An 18,919-nucleotide genomic window follows, 5' to 3' on the forward strand; every position below is an offset into this window, starting at 1 on the left:
AATTCCGAACGGTTCCTCAACACCAACAAATGTGAGACCGGACGATATTTGGCTCAACCGATCTGTTTCCGAGCGACGATCTACTGGATTCGCTCGCTTTGAAAAATCAGCCCTGGTCAAAACGACGGTCGGTCGTTATCCTTCGCGATTCGAAAATCCGACCTCCAGGTCAATTCCCACTTCACCCCGAACCTCTTTCCCGCCATGTATGCCATCTTTGTCGACGGTGGACGCCAATACCGAGTCGAGCCAGGAATGGAACTCGACGTCGATTACCGTGACATCGCTGCAGGAGAAAACCTGAAATTTGAAACCGTGTTGGCCGTTGGTGCCGAAGACGGGCTAAAATTAGGTGCTCCAACGTTGGACGGTGTTTCGGTCAGCGCTTCGGTGTTGGGGATGTCCCAAGACAAGAAGATCTACATCCAAAAGTTCCGTCGCCGTAAGCACAGCAAGAAACGGACGGGACACCGCCAAAAGAACACCCGCATCCGAATCGAAGAAATCGCGGGCGTATGACGCTTTCCTAATCGGCTGAATTGATGCCCCACCTTCGCCTGACAGATTTTGAACTAGGCGCAGTTCTCGGTGTGGGCACGGTCGGCACGGTTTACAACGGGAAAATTCGCGATGACGTCGAAGTCCATCCCGCCGCGGAAGCAATCCGCGTTCAGGATTTGGCGGTCAAAAAGCTGCACCCGGCCGTTTCTCAAGACGACCTGATCCAGGCTCGATTTCGCCGTGAAATGGTGATTTTGGAGCGTTTGCAGCATCCAAACATCATTGGCTATTTCGGTGGTGGCTCCGAAGACGGTCAATTGTTCTATGTGATGGAACGCGTTGACGGCGGCACGATCAAAGATCTGCTGGAAACCAATGGAGCTTTGGCGTGGCCCGTTGTTGTCGACGTCGCTCGACAGGTTTGCTCGGCACTGCAATGTGCCCACAACCACGGTGTGATTCATCGTGATTTGAAACCTGGCAATTTGTTTCTCACCCGAGACGCACTCGTGAAATTGGGCGACTTCGGGATCGCTCGTGACCAGCATTCATCGGACCTGACATCCCAGGGTTTGACCGTTGGTACCCATGCGTACATGGCCCCAGAACAAATCACCGGTGATGAAGCCATCAGTGGCAAAGCCGACCTTTACGCTTTGGGCTGTGTGTTGTTTGAGATGCTCGCCAATCGAAAGGTTTTCGCCGGTGAGAACTTTGCCCAGTTGTTCGAACAACACCTGCGAACCAAAGCTCCCACGATTGCTTCGATCGTGCCGGACGTGCCTCCGGAACTGAGCCAAGTCATCGCCGATTGCTTGGAAAAGTCACCGGACGATCGACCATTCAACGCTCGATCGGTCCAAGGTGTGATGATCGAGATCGGAGAGAAATACAATCTCTCGGCTTCGTCTGAGTCATCGGTCGGACCAAATCATTCCGAGACGGCGAATGCACACAAGGACGTCAGCGCCGACAGCGTGACCGAAAAAGGCCGACGATTGCTGGAAGAACAGATTCACTATCGATTGGGCGGCACGTCTCGCGAACCGGTGGGCGCGGGCAAAGTCGGCCTGATCGTGGTAGCGATCATCGTTTTGATCGTGTTGGCCGTCTCGCTGTCGGGTGGTTCGTAGTTGCCAGGCCGGGCCCCGTTCACATTTGCTGACTCCTGTTCCGACCTGATTTCGAGTCGCTGGTCTCAACGACTGCGGTAAAACGCATCATCGTTTTGCTTGACGTGGCAAATGCATTGCGGAATCTTCTGGTGTTTCAGCCGCATGGCACTGGCCTTGGTTTCGCCATCCAAACGCGGCCAACTTCCAAATGGCTCCCGTGTTTTGCGAAATCATTCACCCGAAGGTGCTTTGATCACGTTAAAAAACGGCAATTCTGAGTGAACGACCACACCCAATTCGTCGGGGCGTGAAGTATTCTGCTTCGACTGGTATCTTGAATGCAGGCAGCACGAAGTCTCGAAGGTTGTCGGCGATTGTCTGCCAACAACGCGTCTGCTTGCCTCCCTCTTAGGACATTACCGATGCCCCGTCTCTCCCGCCTAATTCCCACCCTCTGTTTGGCCACGTTCGTCATGACCTCCCCCGGCAACGCCCAAGATGATTCTGCGGCCAAGGTCGATGATCAACTCGGCTACTTCCTCGGATTCACCGTCGGCAACTCTTTCGTTCAACAAGGTTTCGAACCAACCGACTTCACCGTCGAAGGAATGAACCAGGGTTTGAAGGACGCATTGTCGGAAAAGGATCCCGCGTTGTCCGATGAACAACTGCAAGAAATTCAAGGCAAAATTCAAGCCATGATGCAAAAGCGTCAGGCGGAACGGATGGCCGAGCTCAAGAAACAAGGCGTGATGAACAAGGAAAAGAGCGACTTGTGGCTGAAGCAAAACGCCAAGGCCAAAGGCATCAAAGAGCTCGAGGGTGGACTGCAATATAAAGTGGTCAAAGAAGGCGAAGGAGCATCCCCGACCGCCGAAGACACCGTCGCGGTTCACTACACCGGCAAACTGACAAATGGCGAAGTCTTCGACAGTTCGGTCGAGCGTGGCCAACCTGCCAAGTTCCCAGTGGGTCGAGTGATCCAAGGATGGCAGATGGCCCTTCAAAAAATGAAGGTTGGTTCGAAGTGGATGCTCTACATTCCACCAGAATTGGCATACGGCGAGAACGGTTCGCCACCAAAGATCGGCCCCAACGAAGTGTTGGTTTTCGAAGTCGAGTTGCTTGAGATTCTTTAGGTCGCCACGGCGATCACGACACAATCGATTGATCATGGACGCTCGTCATTTGGCGAGCGTCTTTTTTGCTATCCCCACTTATCTCATTTGTTCCCCGAAGGTTCTCGCTATGAAGAAAACTTGGATTCATCAGCTGCTGCTCAGTGGAGCCGCGACAGCTTGCTTGGCCACGCCGGCCGCGATCGCGGAATCGCCCGATGCGGTCGCTTCCACGCCGAAGCAATCTTCGTCCACCATCAATTTGGCCGATCCTCCCGCATCGCTCGACGTATCACCGATGCCGGTCAAAACCGTGGAAGCCTATCCGAACCTTCGCATCAGTCGTCCGGTGATCATCACTGGTTCGGGCGATGGCAGCGGACGTTTGTTCGTCGCCAGCCAAACCGGTGAAGTGTATGCCTTCGACGAAAGCGACAGCGAGATTTCCGAACCTGAAATGTTCGGTGACTTCAGCGAAATGGTCACCTACAAAGACAACCAAAACGAAGAGGGATTCTTGGGTTTGGCGTTCCATCCCAAGTTTAAAGAGAACGGTCTTTTCTACGCTTACTACACCACGTCGGACAAACCGCACGTTTCTGTGCTGACTGAGTTCAGCACCGTCAAAGGTAGCAACAACCAGAAAGGCGATCCTTCGACCGCACGCGAGTTGATGCGGATCGAGCAACCGTTTTGGAATCACAATGGCGGCACCGTCGCGTTCGGTCCCGATGGTTACTTGTACATCGCTTTGGGTGACGGTGGTAAAGCCAACGACCCGCTGCAATCAGCACAAGACCCGAGTCAGTTGCTTGGTTCGATCATGCGGATCGATGTCGACAAACGCGATGGCGACAAGCCTTACGGAATTCCCGACGACAACCCTTACGTTGGCAAGTCGGATGCGAGACCGGAGATCTACGCGATTGGGATTCGCAACATTTGGCGAATGGCGTTTGATCCCAAGACTGACTTCCTATGGGCAGCCGATGTGGGCCAAAACGAGTGGGAAGAAGTCAACCTGATCCGTCGTGGTGGGAATTACGGTTGGAGCCTGCGAGAAGCCAATCACAAGTTCACGTTGAACGGCAATGGTTCTGACGCTCGTCCTGATTTGATCGATCCATTGATTGAATACCCGCACACGGACGATTGGGGTAAATCGGTGACGGGTGGAGCCGTCTACCGCGGAAGTCAAACACCGATGCTCGATGGTTATTACCTCTACGGTGACTATGTCAGCGGAAAGGTCTGGGCGTTGAAATACGATGCGGAGACATCGACCGTCACCGAGAACCGTCCCATCTCAGCAAGCGGTTTGCCCGTCTTCACGTTTGGTCAAACGGACTCGGGCGAAGTCCTTGTCAGCACGATGATGGCCGGCGGACGAATCTACAAATTCGTCGCCGAGTGAATCTTCGTCACTTGCGACCAAAGCCTCCCTCCTTCGGACAATTGATTTGTCCGAAGGAGGAACAATGGCTCGGAATCAGCGAGCGATATCGAACGCGAAAATCAAGTTTTGGTCACGAATGAACAAGGTCTGATCGGCCACCACGGGGTGAGCCCAAATCGCACCGCTTCCGCGAGGCAAATCGGTTTCGCGAGGAATGGTCAACTTGCCGAGCGGCGACCAACGATCCTTGTTGGGTTCCAACAGGACCACGGTGCCATCTTTGTCGTTGTAGCAATACAAACAACCATCGGCGAAGCAGATTGAACCGCTCGTGTTCGGACGCAGTTTCTCTTGCCAAAGCGTGTCACCGCTCTCGATGTCTTGAGCCATCCAGACACCGCCACTGGCTTTGGTCAGTCCGTAGATGGTTCCATCCACAGCCACCACGCCACCGTGGTGATTCATCATGGATTTCCCGTCCAGGTGGTAAATCTGCTCGGCGTTGATTCCGTCCCCGGCGGGTGTCAACTTCAACAACACATTGCCGGCACCGTAGTCACTGGTGTGATAGATGTGGTCACCGAGAATCAGCGGCGTAGGAATCGTTGCGACTTTGTTTCCCGATAGTTCATTTCCGAACAGCTTCTCGCCTGATTGGCAATCAAACGCGACCACGCCGATGCTGCCCGCGGTGACGTAGTAGTCGACATCGCCGATGGAACCCTTCATGGCCGAGACATAGTGCGCGACCGAGTCAACACCTTTGGACTGCCACAGCAACTTGCCGGTGCGACGATCCAGGGCGATCATGAAGTTGCTGCGTCCCGGGGTGACGACCACACGATCACCGTCGATCAATGCCGACTCGCTGTATCCCCACTTCGGGATCTCACCGCCGTAGTCGGCGACCAAGTCCACCGACCAAAGCTTGCGTCCATCCTGACGTCGCAATGCCGAGACGACACCCACGTCGGACATGACAAAGACCTGATCACCATCAACGGTTGGAGTGCTGCGTGGTCCGCCACCCCAACCGGTATTGTAGTCGTCACCGGTGCCGGCTCGTGAAATCGGAACTTGCCAGATCGATTTTCCGGATTTGGCATCGATGCAAATCGCATAGCAATTTTGTTCGTCCGACCCCATCGAGAACAGCTTGCCATCGACGATGGTCGTGCTGCTGTACCCACGTCCGGCGGTGGAGAATGTCCACTTCAATTCAGGACCACCTTCCGGCCATGTTTGAAGAAGGCTTTGATCGGCCGCTTTTCCGTCTCGGGCCGGACCTCGCCATTGAGGCCAATCGGCATCACCGGCCAGCAAATTCGTACCCAGCGTGCTCGTTGCTAATGTGATTGTGCCGAGCATCAAAGAAGTTGCGGCAATTCGATTCATCTTTGCCAAGATCGGCCGAACTGATTCGAATGAGGGCAGGATACGAAGTCGACGAAGCATGGTGGCTCGTTCCGTAGTGGTGTGAAGGCAGGGAAGGCCGGAACTTTTGGTTGAGTTCCGCCTTGGCACTTTAGCAAACCCCCTCACACCATCCAAGCAAGCCGAATGGTGATCTCAACGCCATTCGATCCCGGACCCATTTTTTCGGCAAACCTGGGAGCTTGTTTTTTGCAAATCGAGAATTGAGAAGCACTTATGAAGTGTGTGAAATTTCGTTGTCGAACCGAGAAATCAGTCCCCGTCCGGATCTGAAAACGCCATGATTGACAGTTGCACCACGTTCTTTCACCAAACCTAGTCCGGCGGGAGATCAACCAGGCGGTGAAACTGGATTAGACTGACAGACACCGTTTTTGCTGAGAGATTTCTGTTGAACCGTTCGCCTTCCAATTCGACGTCTTCAGACACCACGACCGCTTTGGTAATCGCTTCCAAAGGAGGCGACAACGAAGCGTTGGGTCGACTGATGCTGCGCTATCGAGGGTATCTGTTGATGCTGGCTCATCGGTACCTCAGCGATCAACTTCGGCGACGAATCGATCCTGCGGATTTGGTGCAGGTCACGTTTTTGGAAGCCAAACGGGACCTGCATGCTTTTCGAGGTGAATCGGCGGGCGAGTTCGCGGGCTGGTTACGCGGCATGCTGAAAAACAATGTTGCATCAGCGGTCGCTCATCACGTGATGACTCAGAAACGTTCGACCAAGAAAGAGGTGCATGCGGGAGGAGCGGGTGGCGACGGCAGTCAGCCGGACAACTGGATCGCACAAATGCCCGGAGCCAAAACCAGCCCCAGCGGCGTCGCGGTTCGACAAGAAGCCGTCAGTGCGATGATGCAAGCGTTGCATGAGCTACCCGAGACGCAAGCCGAAGCGATTCGTTTGCGTTACATGGAAGGCTTGTCGTTGAAAGAGATCGTCGACCGAATGGACAAGAGTGAAACCGCGGTTGCCGGATTGCTGAAACGTGGTTTGAAAAAGCTTCGCACGATTTTGGACACCGGTAGCAGTCCATGGTGGAAGACGTGATGGCCGAGTCCAACGAAGACGACTTGGATGAGATCTTCGCTTTGTACCTGTCCGCATGCGACACAGGGGAACTGACATCACGAGATGACTTTCTCAATCAGCATCCCGAACACGCCGATCAACTTCGCGAATTGATGGACGCTGCCGACTTGATCGGAACGTTTTCAATGACCGGCTCAGACGCCACGGGAACGCCAGGTCCATGGACAGGACCCATCACATTGCCACCCGATTCAGAGGTCGGTGACCAAGCGGCTCAGTTGGCATCAACGGCCAGCCAGATCGACGTGCAAACCGACATGGCGGACACGATCGGAATCGGCACCGCGTTGTCAGCCGACGGGTTGGGCGAACACTCCAACGTGGATCCCAATCTGACGTTGCCGATGGCCAATCGTTCACAGGGCGATTCGGGTCCATCGCTGCCGTTCGATCTGGGCGACTATCAGCTGCTCAAAGTATTGGGCGTTGGTGGGATGGGCGTGGTGTACCTGGCCAAGCAACGGGAACTGGACCGGTTGGTGGCTGTGAAGATGATCCGCAGCGGCATCTTGGCCGGACAAGACGAAGTCAAACGCTTTTACACCGAAGCCAAAGCTGCCGCGAAGCTCAAGCATCCAAACATCGTCGCCGTTCATCAATTTGGACGTCGTGCCGGTCACCATTTCTTCTCGATGCAGTACGTCGAGGGAGAAGACCTTCAAAAGGTGCTCGCCAAAGGCCCGTTGCCGTCTCGACGTGCCGCTGAGATCGTTCGCGACGTGGCTCAGGCCATTCATCACGCACACAGCCGCGGCGTCCTGCATCGCGATCTCAAGCCCGGCAACGTGCTGATCGATCCGTCGGGCCAGGTCCACGTGACCGATTTCGGTTTGGCAAAGCACACCGATGCGGACAGCAGCGTGACGGGCAGCGGTGCCGCGGTGGGAACGCCTCACTACATGGCTCCCGAGCAAGCTCTTGGACACAGCGATCGTGTAACCCATCACAGCGACATCTACTCGCTTGGTGCGATCCTGTTCGCCGCGATCACGTCCAAGCCGCCAATCGTCGGCGACACCGTGATGCAAACGTTGTTGAAGGTCGCTCATCAACCTCCGCCGACTCTGCGATCGGTGTGTCCGGAAGCGGAGTCAGATCTGGAAGTGATCGTCGCCAAGTGCTTGGAGAAGCAGCCCAAGGATCGCTACAAAACCGCGAAGAACCTGGCCGATGATCTGAATCGGTTTCTGTGCGGTCAAACCATTCACGCTCGTTCTCGAAGTCGCGCCCGCAAGGTCATCGATTGGTTCGGGCAAGTTCCCGTGGTCGCAGCGGTCACCGGCCGCCAAACATCTGGCACCCCGATCGGGCAACGTCGCTTTCAAAATGGAATCTTGGCGGCCACGGTTGTTCTCCCGCTTCTGTTGCTAGGCGGTTTGGTTTGGCAGCAACGAATCAACAACGCGATGCCAACCCAAATCCGAATTGCAGGTGGTCTTCCCGGTGGTCTGTACAATCGCGTCTCCGAACAATTGTCAAAAACGTTGCAGTCGCAAACGTCGGTTCCGTGCGAAGTCATTGGAACCAATGGCACGTGGGACAACCGTGAACGCTTGATCGCTGGTGAATTCGAATTGGCACCCATTCAAGCAACAGCGGTCAACGGTGAATCACTTCGCGTGGTCGCACCGTTGTTCTACGAGGCCGTCCACATTCTCATTCGCGATGACAGTGAGATCGATTCGGTCGAAGACCTATCGGGACAACGCATCGCCGTGGGTCCGCATGGCAGTGGTTCACGTCGAGCCGCCGAGATGGTGCTTGAGTCACTGAAGTTGTCCGAGTCCGTTTCGCCTCGCGTTGAGATGCCTTGGGAGACGCTGCAGGAAACCAGTCCGAAAGTCTCCACGGAAGCCGCGATCATTTGCATCGGCGTTGGCAGTGACCTCGTCACTCGAATGTTGACGGAGCAGCGATGGCATCTGCTGCCGCTACCCGATGGCGTGTCAATCGCGCTGCAGCATCCGACTCTGCACGCAATGACGATCGCGACGGATGCGTACGCGGGTTCGAGCATTCCTCCATCGGGAATTCATACGGTCGGAACCACCGCGTTTCTGGTCTGCCGCGATTCGGCCCCGGATCCGTTGATCGAGAGCACGCTGCAGGCACTCTACGAGGAACCATCCATTGTTGGGTTGATCCCCGCGAGACAGGCGGCGGAATGGCAAGGTCTCGCCTTCCACCGCATCTCGCGACGCTACTACGACGACTTGGAAGCTCAATTGGCCAACACTCAGTCAGACTAACGGGTGTGTTCCCAGATCAAGGTTTCGCTTGCTTCTTTTTCCGTTTGGACTGGCCGCGTTTCATGTGATTCAGGGCGTCCATTTCGGTCGCCTGTCCTTTGTCACCGCAATATTGCATCCAGTGATCGAGTTCCATTCTCAAGGATCGCATCGTCTCGCGATGAGCTGGATCGGCGGCCAGATTTTTCAGTTCCAACGGGTCATTCGCTAGATCGTAAAACTCGATCTCGGGACGCTGTGTGTAACGCTTAACCAACTCGATCGCTTTCGCGTTTCCAGCTTCCGCTTCGCGTTTCCAACTGACGAATTCTTTTGAACTCGTGCAGGCATTTTGGAAAGTAACATCCGGGGTGAAGTTCCAAATGTATTTGTAGCGATCCGATCGCACACTTCGAATTCCGTAGTGATCCGAACCATTGTTGATGCCTCGTGTGGTCATCTCGCCAAACACCAACTGTTTGTGATCTTGTTTGCCAGCGAAAACAGGAAGCAAACTTTTGCCATCCAGTTTGGTTGCCGCTTCGGCCTCGAGATCACCACCGGCGACTTCGATCCAAGTTGGAAGAAAGTCGATGTACTCGATCATGGCATTGTTGGTCGATCCGGCCGCGACATGCCCTGGCCAACGGATAATGCAACCTGATTGCAGACCGCTGTCATAGCATGTCCATTTGGCAAACGGCATCGAGTTGCCTTGTTCGCTGACGACGATCAACAAGGTGTTGTCTGCGACTTTGTATTGATCGAGCAAATCGATCGCTTGTCCCACCTGCGAATCGAAGTAAGTGATCTCCGCCAAATAGCGTGACATCCCCTCGCGAGTCTCGGGTGTGTCCAAGATGTAAGGCGGCAACTTGAGTGTCGCGGGATCGTACCGAGATGCGTCGCCTTTGTTCCACGGGGTGTGAGGTTCGTTGGAACACAAGAACAGACAGAACGGTTGCTCGGTTTCGGAGCATGCTTTCACGAACTCTTCGACCGCTTCAAAGTCGGGGTTGGAATTGCCAGGCAACTGCTCCCAACTGAAAACCGATGGCGGAGCGATGTGTCGTTTCCCACTCTGTGCGACCTGATACCCCAATGGTTGCAGGAACTGAACCACGCTATCAGTCCCATCGGGAACAAACGTGTGATTTGGGTACGCACCCGATTTCACCGGGTACTGACCGCAATAGATGCTGTGCCGAGTAGGCGAGCACATGGCAACCGATTGAAAGCAACGGGTGAATCGCATGCCTTCTTCGGCCAAGGCATCAATGCGTGGCGTGTGAGCTTGACCGCCATAACACCCGATGTCGCGAAAGGTGCAATCATCGGCGATGACGAAAACCAAATTCGGTTGTTCATTCGCCGTCGCAGGTTTTCCCATCGAGAAAAACGCGGAAACAATGACCGATAGAGCGAATGACAACCGAATCAAGAGCTCACCTTCTTTCGCCAAACAGGGCGAGCATTGGCCGTAATTTCTTCGTTCAGTTCCTCCATGCGAGCATGCATTTTCTGAACTCGATCGGGCTCTTGTTCGGCGAGATTGTTTTGCTCACCGATATCTTCGGAAAGATGGAAAAGAAACACTTCTGGTTCGGGGGCGGGGCCTTTCGCATTTCTGCCTCGGCGAGGAAGCTTACTCAAGTATTTCCAATCGCCCATACGAATGCCTTCAAGTGCACCGTGTGCGGAATAGAAGACAAATTCATCACGTGAAGACTCATCCGACGTGAAAGTAGACGTCAAGTCGACCCCGTCGATCTTTCGATCATTCTCGAGTGCGACGCCCGTGACCGAAGCGATGGTGGGAAGCAGATCCATGTTGGTCGCGAAGGCGTTGCTGGACGTTCCCGCGGGAATGCGTCCCGGTGCCCACATGATACACGGTACTCGTTGTCCTCCTTCGAACGTGGTGCCTTTTCCGGCTCGCAAGGGACCGGCACTTCCACCATGGTTCTTGAATTGCAACCAAGGGCCATTGTCGCTGGTGTAAACAATCAGCGTTTTCTTTGACAAACCAAGATCACGGACGGTTTGAACCAGCCGTCCCACTTCCGTGTCGATGTGCTCGATCACGCATTTGTATGCGTTTTGTGGATCGGGATCGTAAACGTCCTCCGGCACATACAAAGGAATGTGCGGCATGGAATGAGGCAGATACAAGAAGAAAGGTTTGTCCTGGTTTGCTTCCACAAACTCGATGGCCCGATCCGTGTACCGGCGGGTGATCGTCCGTTGGTCAACGGGCAGTTCGATGATCTCTTCGTCTTGCACCAACGGTGTATTCCACAGGGTGACCGCGGAAGACTGATCCGTCCAACGATCATCCGACGACATCTTTCCGAGTCGTTTGTTGTCGGGATGATTCATGTCATTGGAATACGGAATCCCATAGTAAGAATCAAAGCCGTTGGATGTTGGCAGCGTTTCCTTGTGATGACCGAGGTGCCATTTTCCGACGCAGGCGGTCGCGTAACCGGCTGACTTCAAATGGTCCGCAATGGTGACCTCTTCCGGATGCAATCCGTAATTGCTCTGCGGGAACAGAACGTGTTGATGCAACCCAACTCGTTTGGGATAGCAGCCTGTCAGTAGGGCTGCTCGAGATGGCGAACACACCGAGCAAGCTGAATAGAAGCTGGTGTAGCGACGTCCTTCGCTGGCCAAGCGATCAAGGTTTGGAGTCTTGATATTGGGCGAGCCATAACATCCCAAATCGTTGTAGCCTTGATCATCCGTGAAGATCACGATGACGTTTGGTTTCTCGGATGTATCGGTCGACTCAGCAGCCAAACCGGGGCGACCGAGCAACGTCAGCAAAACGGCGAGGCCAAGGACCACGGACCGGTGGCAAGGAATCGGGAAAGCGCATCTGGATGACATGACTTGCCTTGGGCGGGAGGGAGTGTCGAGGTTCCAAGGTCGACGAAGGAACCGGCGGTACTCCAACCATCATAGCCACTGTCGACCGACACTTGGCATCAACAGCTCAAATCATCACCCTCGCGCGGTGCGGTTCGCATCGATCACGCGGGAGCAATCTGTCTATCCAATCGCTTGCGGCGATTGGTTGCGTTCATGCCGACGGAGGGCCTCCGTCGGCTACGGGTGTCGCGGTGAATTCAGATTCGTCTCGGTGGGGGACCACCGAGCGACAGTGCCGACCGAATTCTTGGCGAATCCGGCTACCTTCCAGTCATTGATCCGGTCCTTGGCAACCGCAGAATTTCCTTGTTCTCTATAATCGCCCCATGCTACGATGATTAGAGGAGCTACCATCATGACGCACATCGAAATTTCCGACCAAGCTGTCAAGCAGATCGAGACGGTTATCGGGACATCTGATCCCAAGGCCATCGCCAGCGTGATCGAGCGAATGGCCCAAAATGAAGAAGCCATCACCACAGCATGGTTTGAAAACCGTAGCGAAGATGAAATCCGCAGCAGCGCCGCCGACTGTGACGCCGCAGCCCTGCGCGTCGAGGCTGGCGAAAGCAAGCCGTTTAGACAAGCCCTTCAAGAAGTCGCAGACAATATTGGCGTTGACCTCAATCGATGACGCATGACGTTCATGTGAGCCGCACCGCCCAAGTTGCGATCAACGAATACGCTTCCTATCTTGCGACCGAACAACAGGCACCGCAAGCGGCATCCCAGATGCTCGAGCGGATATGGGATGGGATCAGCTCACTTGAGACTTTTCCATGTCGATGCCCACTGGCACCTGAAAACAAGTTTTCAAAACTCGAGATTCGCATGCTACGGGTGAATGCTATGCTCATCTTGTTTACCGCGAGCGATGATGCCAAACGCGTTGACGTTCTTGCTGTGCGGCACGGTCGTCAGCAACCGCTGACAAGATTGGATCGCTAACCGGCTTAACATTCCCGGTCGGCTTAGTTGGTGAGCAACGCCTTGGTGGCGATCATGATGTTGGGCTGACGCATCAGCGATTCGCCAACCAAGATGGCTTTGACGCCACCGGCTTTCAACATGGCGACATCATCCGCGCTTCGGATACCGCTCTCGCCGACCACCAATCGATCCGAGGGGATGTCCGCTGCCAAGCGAACACAGTGCTGCAGATCAGTTTCGAAAGTTCGCAGGTCTCGGTTGTTGATTCCAACCAACCGCGTCTTGGTTGCCAGAACCGGTACCAGATTCTCGGGTTCGTAGAGTTCGATCAGCGTTTGCAGTCCCAGCTCGGAGGCTTGCTCATCCATCTCGATCAATTGCTGAGGCGAGAGACATTCCGCGATCAACAACACGGCGTCGGCACCTGCGACGCGGGCTTGCAGCAGTTGGTAGGGATCGACGATGAAGTCCTTGCGAAGGATCGGCAAATCGACCGCCGAGCGAACAGCGCGAAGAAAGTCCAACGAACCTTGAAAGAAGGGTTCGTCGGTCAGCACGCTGATGCAAGCGGCTCCTCCGTCTTCGTACGACTTGGCGATTGTCGGTGGATCAAAGTCTTCGCGAATCAGTCCGGCGGACGGACTGGCGCGTTTGACTTCGGCGATCAAGCGAACTTGATCGGTGGCCGCGAGCGAACCGTGAAAGTCGCGACACGCGGGAAGATCCTTCGCCGCAGCGATGAGTTCCGCGGCGGGCACGGAAGCTTGATCACGCGCGATGACTTGGCGAGTTTTTAACAGGATGTCGTCGAGAATCGTCATCGCAATGCTACCGGGCAATCAGTGTTTGAAGTGACGACGACCGGTGAAGACCATCGCGATTTCGTGTTCATCACAAGCAGCGATCACTTCGTCATCACGACGCGAGCCACCGGGTTGAATGATTGCCAGCACGCCTGCTTTGGCAGCCGCTTCGATCGAATCGGGGAAGGGGAAGAACGCATCCGATGCCAGAATCGCCCCATCGGATCGTTCGCCAGCCTTCTTGATCGAGATCTCGACGCTGTCGACGCGACTCATCTGGCCGGCTCCCACGCCGATCAAAGACGTGTCCTTTGCCAGCACAATTGCGTTGCTCTTCACATGGCGAACCATTTCCCAGCCAAAGGAAATGTCGTCCCACAATTCGTCGTCGACGGGTGTTTCCGTGACGGTCTTCCATTGCAAAGGCGAGCTGACCATGCGATCAGCATCCTGAACCAACATGCCGCCGCTGATGAACCGACGCGACACTTTGCGGGCAGGTTCGTCCAAGCGTCCGACCTGCATCAAGCGAACGTTGTCTTTCCAACGTGGTTTGGTTGTCAGCAGTCCAACCGCACCGGCTTCGAAGTCGGGAGCGACGATGGCTTCGATAAACAATCCGGGCTGACACAAGAATTCGGCCGTTGCTTCATCGAGCGTTCGGTTCATTCCGATGACGGAACCAAAGGCGGACAACGGATCACCCGCCATGGCTTTGTCGACTGCGTCGGACAAGGTGTCACCGGTCGCCGCACCACAAGGGTTGTTGTGCTTGATGACCGAGACAGCCGGTTCGGCAAAACCGCGAGCAATGTCGAGAGCGGCATCGAGATCGAGCAGGTTGTTGTAAGACAACTCTTTGCCACTGATCTGACGAGCCGACACCAAGTTCGCGGATCGATCCGACGAATCGGAATACAACGCGGCACGTTGGTGCGGGTTTTCGCCGTATCGCAATTGGGTCTTGCGTCGCAGTGACACGTGCATCGAAGCGGGGAACTCGCCTCCCACCGCATCGCCTTGCATGTAATCAGCGATGGCTCGGTCATAACCAGCGGTGTGATCGAATGCTTCGGCGGCGAGCTGGGTGCGTAGCTCGTCGGTGGTTCCGCCCAACGTTTCCAGCTGATCGAGAACGTCGCCGTATTGTTCGGGACTGGTTGCGATTGCAACATCGCCATGATTTTTCGCTGCCGCTCGCACGAGGCTGGGGCCACCGATATCAATCTGCTCGATGCATTCGCCTCGAGTCGCACCCGAACGACTGACCGTCGCGGCGAACGGATACAGATTCACGACGACCAAATCGAATGGCTCGATGTCATGATCGGCAATTGTGTCCATGTGCTCATCAACATCGCGACGAGCTAAGATGCCGGCGAAAATTCGTGGGTGCAGCGTTTTCACGCGACCATCCAGCATTTCCGGAAAACCGGTGTACTCGGCCACATCTTCGACCTTGATACCGGATTGTTCCAAGTGGGCACGAGTCCCACCGGTGCTGTAGATCGTGACTCCAGCGGCGGACAATCCGGCGGCAAAATCTGCCAGCCCCATCTTGTCGCTGACACTGATCAATGCGTTACGGACGGGGACCACATCAGACACGGTAAACGACTCGGTTCAAGAAAACGGTTGAAAGCCCCAAAGCAGCTTCCGGCAACTCAAACCGCCATGTTCCTTCCCACCGCCAAGACGGTCAAGGCACCGTCGACGATCCGTTCATGTGGCGAAAGGCCCTGCGGGCATCCGAACCGGAATTCCAGCCTCGGCCATGTGCTGTTTGGTCGGTCCGATTGGGTGGGTACCAAAGTGGAAAATACTGGCCGCCAGAACCGCGTCCGCCTTCCCATCGCGGATGGCCTCAACCAAGTGGTCTGGATTTCCGGCACCGCCGCTGGCGACGACAGGGATCCGAACCGCTTCGCTGACCGCTCGAGTGATTGGAATGTCATATCCGTCGCAAGTACCGTCAGCGTCCATGCTGGTCAGCACAATCTCACCGGCCCCCAGCTCTTCGACTCGTTTGGCCCACTCGACCGCTTGCAGCCCGGTCGGTTTGCGACCGCCGTTGATGTGCACCTCCCAAAACTCTTCGCCGTCTTTCTGAACTCGTTTGGGATCGATGTTCACCACGATGCACTGACGCCCGAATCGATCGGCGGCCTGGCGGATGAAATCGGGGTTGGTCACGGCTGCCGAATTGATGGACACCTTGTCGCAACCGGCCGACAACAACGCTCGAACATCCTCGACCGTTCGCACTCCGCCACCCACGGTCAGCGGCATGAAAACCTGTTCCGCGGTGCGGCGAACGACATCCAGCAGGATCGCTCGTTCTTCGTGGCTGGCCGTGATGTCCAAGAACACCAGTTCGTCGGCGCCTTCGGCTTCGTATCGCCGAGCCACTTCGACTGGGTCACCGGCATCTCGCAGGTTCACAAAGTTGGTGCCTTTGACGACGCGTCCGCCATGGACATCGAGGCAGGGAATGACGCGAGCGGAAAGCATGGGGGAATCCAAAGGGAGTGGCAGACGAGCAGGGCGGTGCTATCAACGTACCCAATCGGATTTCGAAAACGCAAGGATGCCAGCCGGTCGAGGTTCCTGCCGATCAAGACAGGTCGCTGCTCATTACCGCCGTTGAACGCTGCCTTGCTGACGCTGCGGGTTGTGATTGGTGAGACAACCCAAACCTCGGATTACTCCGCCTGGATCTTGAAACGCAGGTCCTGAATCTTGGCTTGCGGGTGTTCCTTGGCCAGCTTTTTCAAGATGCGACGTTTTTGGAACGTCAGCTCCTGCATCACGACGCTGTCGACGGCGTAGATCATCAGCACGCCGCGTTGCAGTTTGCCGACTCGAAACGAAGAAGCGATCGAAGCATCAACGGCCGATTTGATGGTCCCCGTCAAAGCTGACTCGGCACCGACGGAAGCGTATCCGCGTCGGCTCATCAACTGAGAAATCAGACTGCCGATCTTCCGCGGGCCGCCAGATTTCTCTTCGACCAGTTTGGGCGGCATGCGTTTGGAAGAATTTGCCCCGCGACCTGATTCACCGCGACTGGATCCACCGCCGGATGGTTTGGGCGGCTGTCCCATGGCGATCACCGATCACGAGCCATCGGCATGATGACGTAAGCGTACCCGTCGTCGGTCTGCAGCAGAGCGGGTGACTTCGCCGATTCGATTTCCATCACGACGGTCGATTCGTTGTCCATCACTTTGCAGAAATCGGCCAGGTAGCGATGGTCCATCGTCAGCGTGATCGACTCGCCGTCGTAGGCGATTGGCAACTCGATTTGTGATTCGCCCAGGTCGGCGGTCTTGGCTTCCAACTTCAACGTGCCGTCGGCGAAAGTGAAGTCGACTCCGCGGCTGTCCAAGTCCGTCACGATGGCGGCTTGGCGAAGGGCAGCGAACAGGGGCCCGACGACCACATCGATCTGAATCGCGTTTTCGCGTTGGGGCAAAACCTGACGCCAATTCGGGTAGCGACCTTCGACCAACCGGCTGCTGATGACCGCCCGTGGGGTCCGGATCAACAGGTCGTTTCCGCGGGAGGCGACCTCGACGAAATCGTCCTTCTCGCTCAGGGCTCGCTCGATCAATCCGATCGCTCGCGTCGGCACGATGGTGGTCATGCCACTGGTTGCGTGGCCGCCAACCGATTCGCCGGTGCCTTCCATTCGGGCCAATCGTCGGCCGTCGGTTCCAACCGCGATGACGGAGTTTTCTTCCATCTCCAGCAGCACACCACCGAGGGCGTAACGGCTGCTTTCTGAGTCGGTCGCGAAGACGGTTCGGCGGAGCATTTCGCGAAAGGTGCGAGTGCTGATTTGGTGGTACTTCGACTCGTCGAATTCGTGGACGCTGGGGAATTCATCGGGGTTGTTTCCGGGCAAGCGAAACTTGCTCCGGCTGCCCGAGATTTTGATGCCCGCTTCATCGGTTTCGATCGTGATCGTTTCGTCGTTGCTCTCTCTCAGGATGGGCCCGGTGCGAGCGACTGGCAGCAGAGCTGTGCCTTCGGTTTCGACCTCGATTCCCTCGGTCACATCCAACCGAATTCCGACCTCTTGGTCGGTCGCCATCAGCGTGATCTTGTCGCCCGCGGCGGTCACTTTGACGTTCTGCAAAATCTCCTTCGGCGATCGGCTCGGAGCAATCGATGCAGCGAGGACGAAAGCGTTGGCGAGGATGTCTCGTTGGCAGGTGATCTTCATCGGAGCGATTGAAAAAAGAGACAGGGCAGGAACGCCGACAACCGCCGGCCGAGCCCCACATGCTTCGCGGCAAACACGTTGCTCAGGGCGGTCCAAGTTGTAACGCGATCGCTTCGGATTGGCATCCCCTGAAGACTCCATCGGAAGCCCCGATGCGAACACGGTCCAAAACCGGATGTGAGCTTGGGCGGTTCTTCCCAGGATCTTTGCTATCAAAACTAACTAATTTATTTACCGTCGTCGTCGTAATGCGTGGACACCGAGTGTCTGAAAGCGATGTTTGAAACTCAGTTGAGTCGGCAAAACACGAATAAAACAGCGGGCGGATCGTTGTGGATAACCTGTCGTTTGGATGTCTCAAATCTGTCTGAAGTTTGACCGACTTCGAACACACCCAGACAGTGGCTTGCCAATGGCTGTCAAAAATCAGACAGTTTTAGACAGACTTCAGACAGTGAAATGACAGGTTATCCACAGGTGTTTTGGGGGTGAAATCGAGGGTCTATGAGCACCAAAAAAGAATTTGAGAACGACCCAAAAAAGTCCGTTTCGAGGACGTCCGATGGGCCTCGTCTGACCGTTTTGTGGACGACCGTGGAATCTTCCGAGCAGGCGGAAGCGATCGCGAAGGGGTTGCTGCAGGAGCGTTTGGCAGCATGCGTGCAGATCGATTCACCGATCATCAGCCACTACGTTTGGGACGGCCAGTCCTGTTCAGAAAAAGAGTTCCGAGTGGTCATCAAAACCACGTCAGAACGGACCGACGAAGTGATCGATTGGCTGGCCCAGAACCATCCCTACGACGAACCTCAGATCGTCGTCTTGCCGGTCGAGAAAGCCTCCCCGGGCTACGCTCGATGGGTCGCCGAATCAACGTCGGAGTAGTCGCTCATTGGCTCCGCTCAATGGCCCCTTGCCTCTGACCAATGGATGGAGGCTCGCTGAAGAAGTCGTTCGTTCGGGTGGAACTGAACGGCGACGTTGATGCACCAAAAACGCCCTCTCGGGCTCTCGAGGTAATGCAGTTTTCTGCATTGGCGTACCTCTCCCGAAACGAAGTTTGGGGAGAGGTCGAGCGACGCCGTTCAGGCGTACGCGAGGGTGAGGGCCGAGCATGGGAAACGGCGTGCACTGCTCCGACT

17 protein-coding genes are annotated in these 18,919 nt (G+C 55.6%); 9 read left to right on the forward strand and 8 right to left on the reverse strand.

Annotated elements, in window-relative coordinates:
- The first annotated feature begins 204 nt into the window (after window positions 1-204).
- The 4 genes from rplU (at window position 205) to RE6C_RS25470 (ending at window position 4,148) form a co-directional block, all read left to right on the forward strand.
- On the forward strand, window positions 205-519 hold the full coding sequence (rplU, locus tag RE6C_RS25455; RefSeq protein WP_007325148.1) for a 50S ribosomal protein L21: 315 nt from the start codon (window positions 205-207) through the stop codon (window positions 517-519).
- A 71-nt stretch (window positions 520-590) separates the two neighbouring features.
- Entirely contained in the window at window positions 591-1,634 is a 1,044-nt protein-coding gene (locus RE6C_RS25460; RefSeq protein ID WP_008661281.1) for a serine/threonine protein kinase, read from the forward strand.
- Window positions 1,635-2,089: 455 nt separating this feature from the next.
- The gene (locus RE6C_RS25465; protein ID WP_007325151.1) at window positions 2,090-2,755 is read left to right on the forward strand and encodes a BamJ family beta-barrel-assembly machinery protein; all 666 of its coding nucleotides are present in this window, start codon (window positions 2,090-2,092) and stop codon (window positions 2,753-2,755) included.
- Between the two features lie 109 nt (window positions 2,756-2,864).
- Window positions 2,865-4,148, forward strand: coding sequence for a PQQ-dependent sugar dehydrogenase (locus RE6C_RS25470; protein ID WP_008661285.1), 1,284 nt, complete (start codon window positions 2,865-2,867; stop codon window positions 4,146-4,148).
- Between the two features lie 75 nt (window positions 4,149-4,223).
- Here the strand turns inward: RE6C_RS25470 and RE6C_RS25475 are convergent, their stop codons facing one another.
- Window positions 4,224-5,585, reverse strand: coding sequence for a PQQ-binding-like beta-propeller repeat protein (locus RE6C_RS25475; RefSeq protein ID WP_008661287.1), 1,362 nt, complete (start codon window positions 5,583-5,585; stop codon window positions 4,224-4,226).
- A 370-nt stretch (window positions 5,586-5,955) separates the two neighbouring features.
- Between RE6C_RS25475 and RE6C_RS25480 the strand changes: the two genes are divergently transcribed.
- Both RE6C_RS25480 and RE6C_RS25485 read left to right on the forward strand, forming a co-directional pair.
- Window positions 5,956-6,612: a sigma-70 family RNA polymerase sigma factor gene (locus tag RE6C_RS25480; RefSeq protein WP_007325155.1), complete on the forward strand. Its 657-nt coding sequence runs from the start codon at window positions 5,956-5,958 to the stop codon at window positions 6,610-6,612.
- Complete coding sequence (locus RE6C_RS25485) at window positions 6,597-8,903, forward strand: serine/threonine-protein kinase (RefSeq protein ID WP_008661289.1); 2,307 nt, start codon at window positions 6,597-6,599, stop codon at window positions 8,901-8,903. Before RE6C_RS25480 ends, RE6C_RS25485 begins: the two co-directional genes overlap by 16 nt.
- Window positions 8,904-8,919: 16 nt before the next feature.
- Here the strand turns inward: RE6C_RS25485 and RE6C_RS25490 are convergent, their stop codons facing one another.
- Both RE6C_RS25490 and RE6C_RS25495 read right to left on the reverse strand, forming a co-directional pair.
- Window positions 8,920-10,323: a sulfatase family protein gene (locus tag RE6C_RS25490; protein WP_008661290.1), complete on the reverse strand. Its 1,404-nt coding sequence runs from the start codon at window positions 10,321-10,323 to the stop codon at window positions 8,920-8,922.
- Window positions 10,320-11,774, reverse strand: coding sequence for a sulfatase family protein (locus RE6C_RS25495; protein WP_236618524.1), 1,455 nt, complete (start codon window positions 11,772-11,774; stop codon window positions 10,320-10,322). Before RE6C_RS25495 ends, RE6C_RS25490 begins: the two co-directional genes overlap by 4 nt.
- A gap of 397 nt (window positions 11,775-12,171) precedes the next feature.
- On the opposite strand from RE6C_RS25495, the gene RE6C_RS25505 reads away from it, so the two are divergent.
- Both RE6C_RS25505 and RE6C_RS33635 read left to right on the forward strand, forming a co-directional pair.
- Window positions 12,172-12,450 carry a hypothetical protein gene (locus RE6C_RS25505; RefSeq protein ID WP_008661293.1) on the forward strand — a complete coding sequence of 93 codons (279 nt, stop codon included), beginning with the start codon at window positions 12,172-12,174 and terminating at the stop codon, window positions 12,448-12,450.
- Window positions 12,447-12,764, forward strand: a complete 318-nt coding sequence (locus RE6C_RS33635; protein ID WP_052035041.1) for a type II toxin-antitoxin system RelE/ParE family toxin — start codon at window positions 12,447-12,449, stop codon at window positions 12,762-12,764. The genes RE6C_RS25505 and RE6C_RS33635 overlap by 4 nt, the downstream gene beginning before the upstream one ends.
- 23 nt (window positions 12,765-12,787) lie before the next feature.
- Here RE6C_RS33635 and trpC read toward each other — a convergent pair whose 3' ends face one another.
- The 5 genes from trpC to dnaN all read right to left on the reverse strand — a co-directional run bounded on the left by trpC (window position 12,788) and on the right by dnaN (window position 17,918).
- A complete protein-coding gene (gene trpC, locus RE6C_RS25515) occupies window positions 12,788-13,567 on the reverse strand; it encodes an indole-3-glycerol phosphate synthase TrpC (protein ID WP_008661296.1) in 780 nt (259 codons plus the stop codon).
- 18 nt (window positions 13,568-13,585) lie between these two features.
- Window positions 13,586-15,157, reverse strand: a complete 1,572-nt coding sequence (purH, locus tag RE6C_RS25520) for a bifunctional phosphoribosylaminoimidazolecarboxamide formyltransferase/IMP cyclohydrolase (protein ID WP_008661297.1) — start codon at window positions 15,155-15,157, stop codon at window positions 13,586-13,588.
- A gap of 114 nt (window positions 15,158-15,271) precedes the next feature.
- Window positions 15,272-16,060, reverse strand: a complete 789-nt coding sequence (hisF, locus tag RE6C_RS25525; protein ID WP_008661299.1) for an imidazole glycerol phosphate synthase subunit HisF — start codon at window positions 16,058-16,060, stop codon at window positions 15,272-15,274.
- A gap of 191 nt (window positions 16,061-16,251) precedes the next feature.
- On the reverse strand, window positions 16,252-16,662 hold the full coding sequence (locus RE6C_RS25530) for a DciA family protein (protein ID WP_039963428.1): 411 nt from the start codon (window positions 16,660-16,662) through the stop codon (window positions 16,252-16,254).
- On the reverse strand, window positions 16,659-17,918 hold the full coding sequence (dnaN, locus tag RE6C_RS25535) for a DNA polymerase III subunit beta (RefSeq protein ID WP_456291175.1): 1,260 nt from the start codon (window positions 17,916-17,918) through the stop codon (window positions 16,659-16,661). Before dnaN ends, RE6C_RS25530 begins: the two co-directional genes overlap by 4 nt.
- A 363-nt stretch (window positions 17,919-18,281) precedes the next feature.
- On the opposite strand from dnaN, the gene cutA reads away from it, so the two are divergent.
- Window positions 18,282-18,662: a divalent-cation tolerance protein CutA gene (gene cutA, locus RE6C_RS25545; RefSeq protein ID WP_008661305.1), complete on the forward strand. Its 381-nt coding sequence runs from the start codon at window positions 18,282-18,284 to the stop codon at window positions 18,660-18,662.
- The last annotated feature ends 257 nt before the right edge of the window (window positions 18,663-18,919 follow it).

This window comes from Rhodopirellula europaea 6C (genome assembly GCF_000338295.1).
Classification (GTDB): domain Bacteria; phylum Planctomycetota; class Planctomycetia; order Pirellulales; family Pirellulaceae; genus Rhodopirellula; species Rhodopirellula europaea.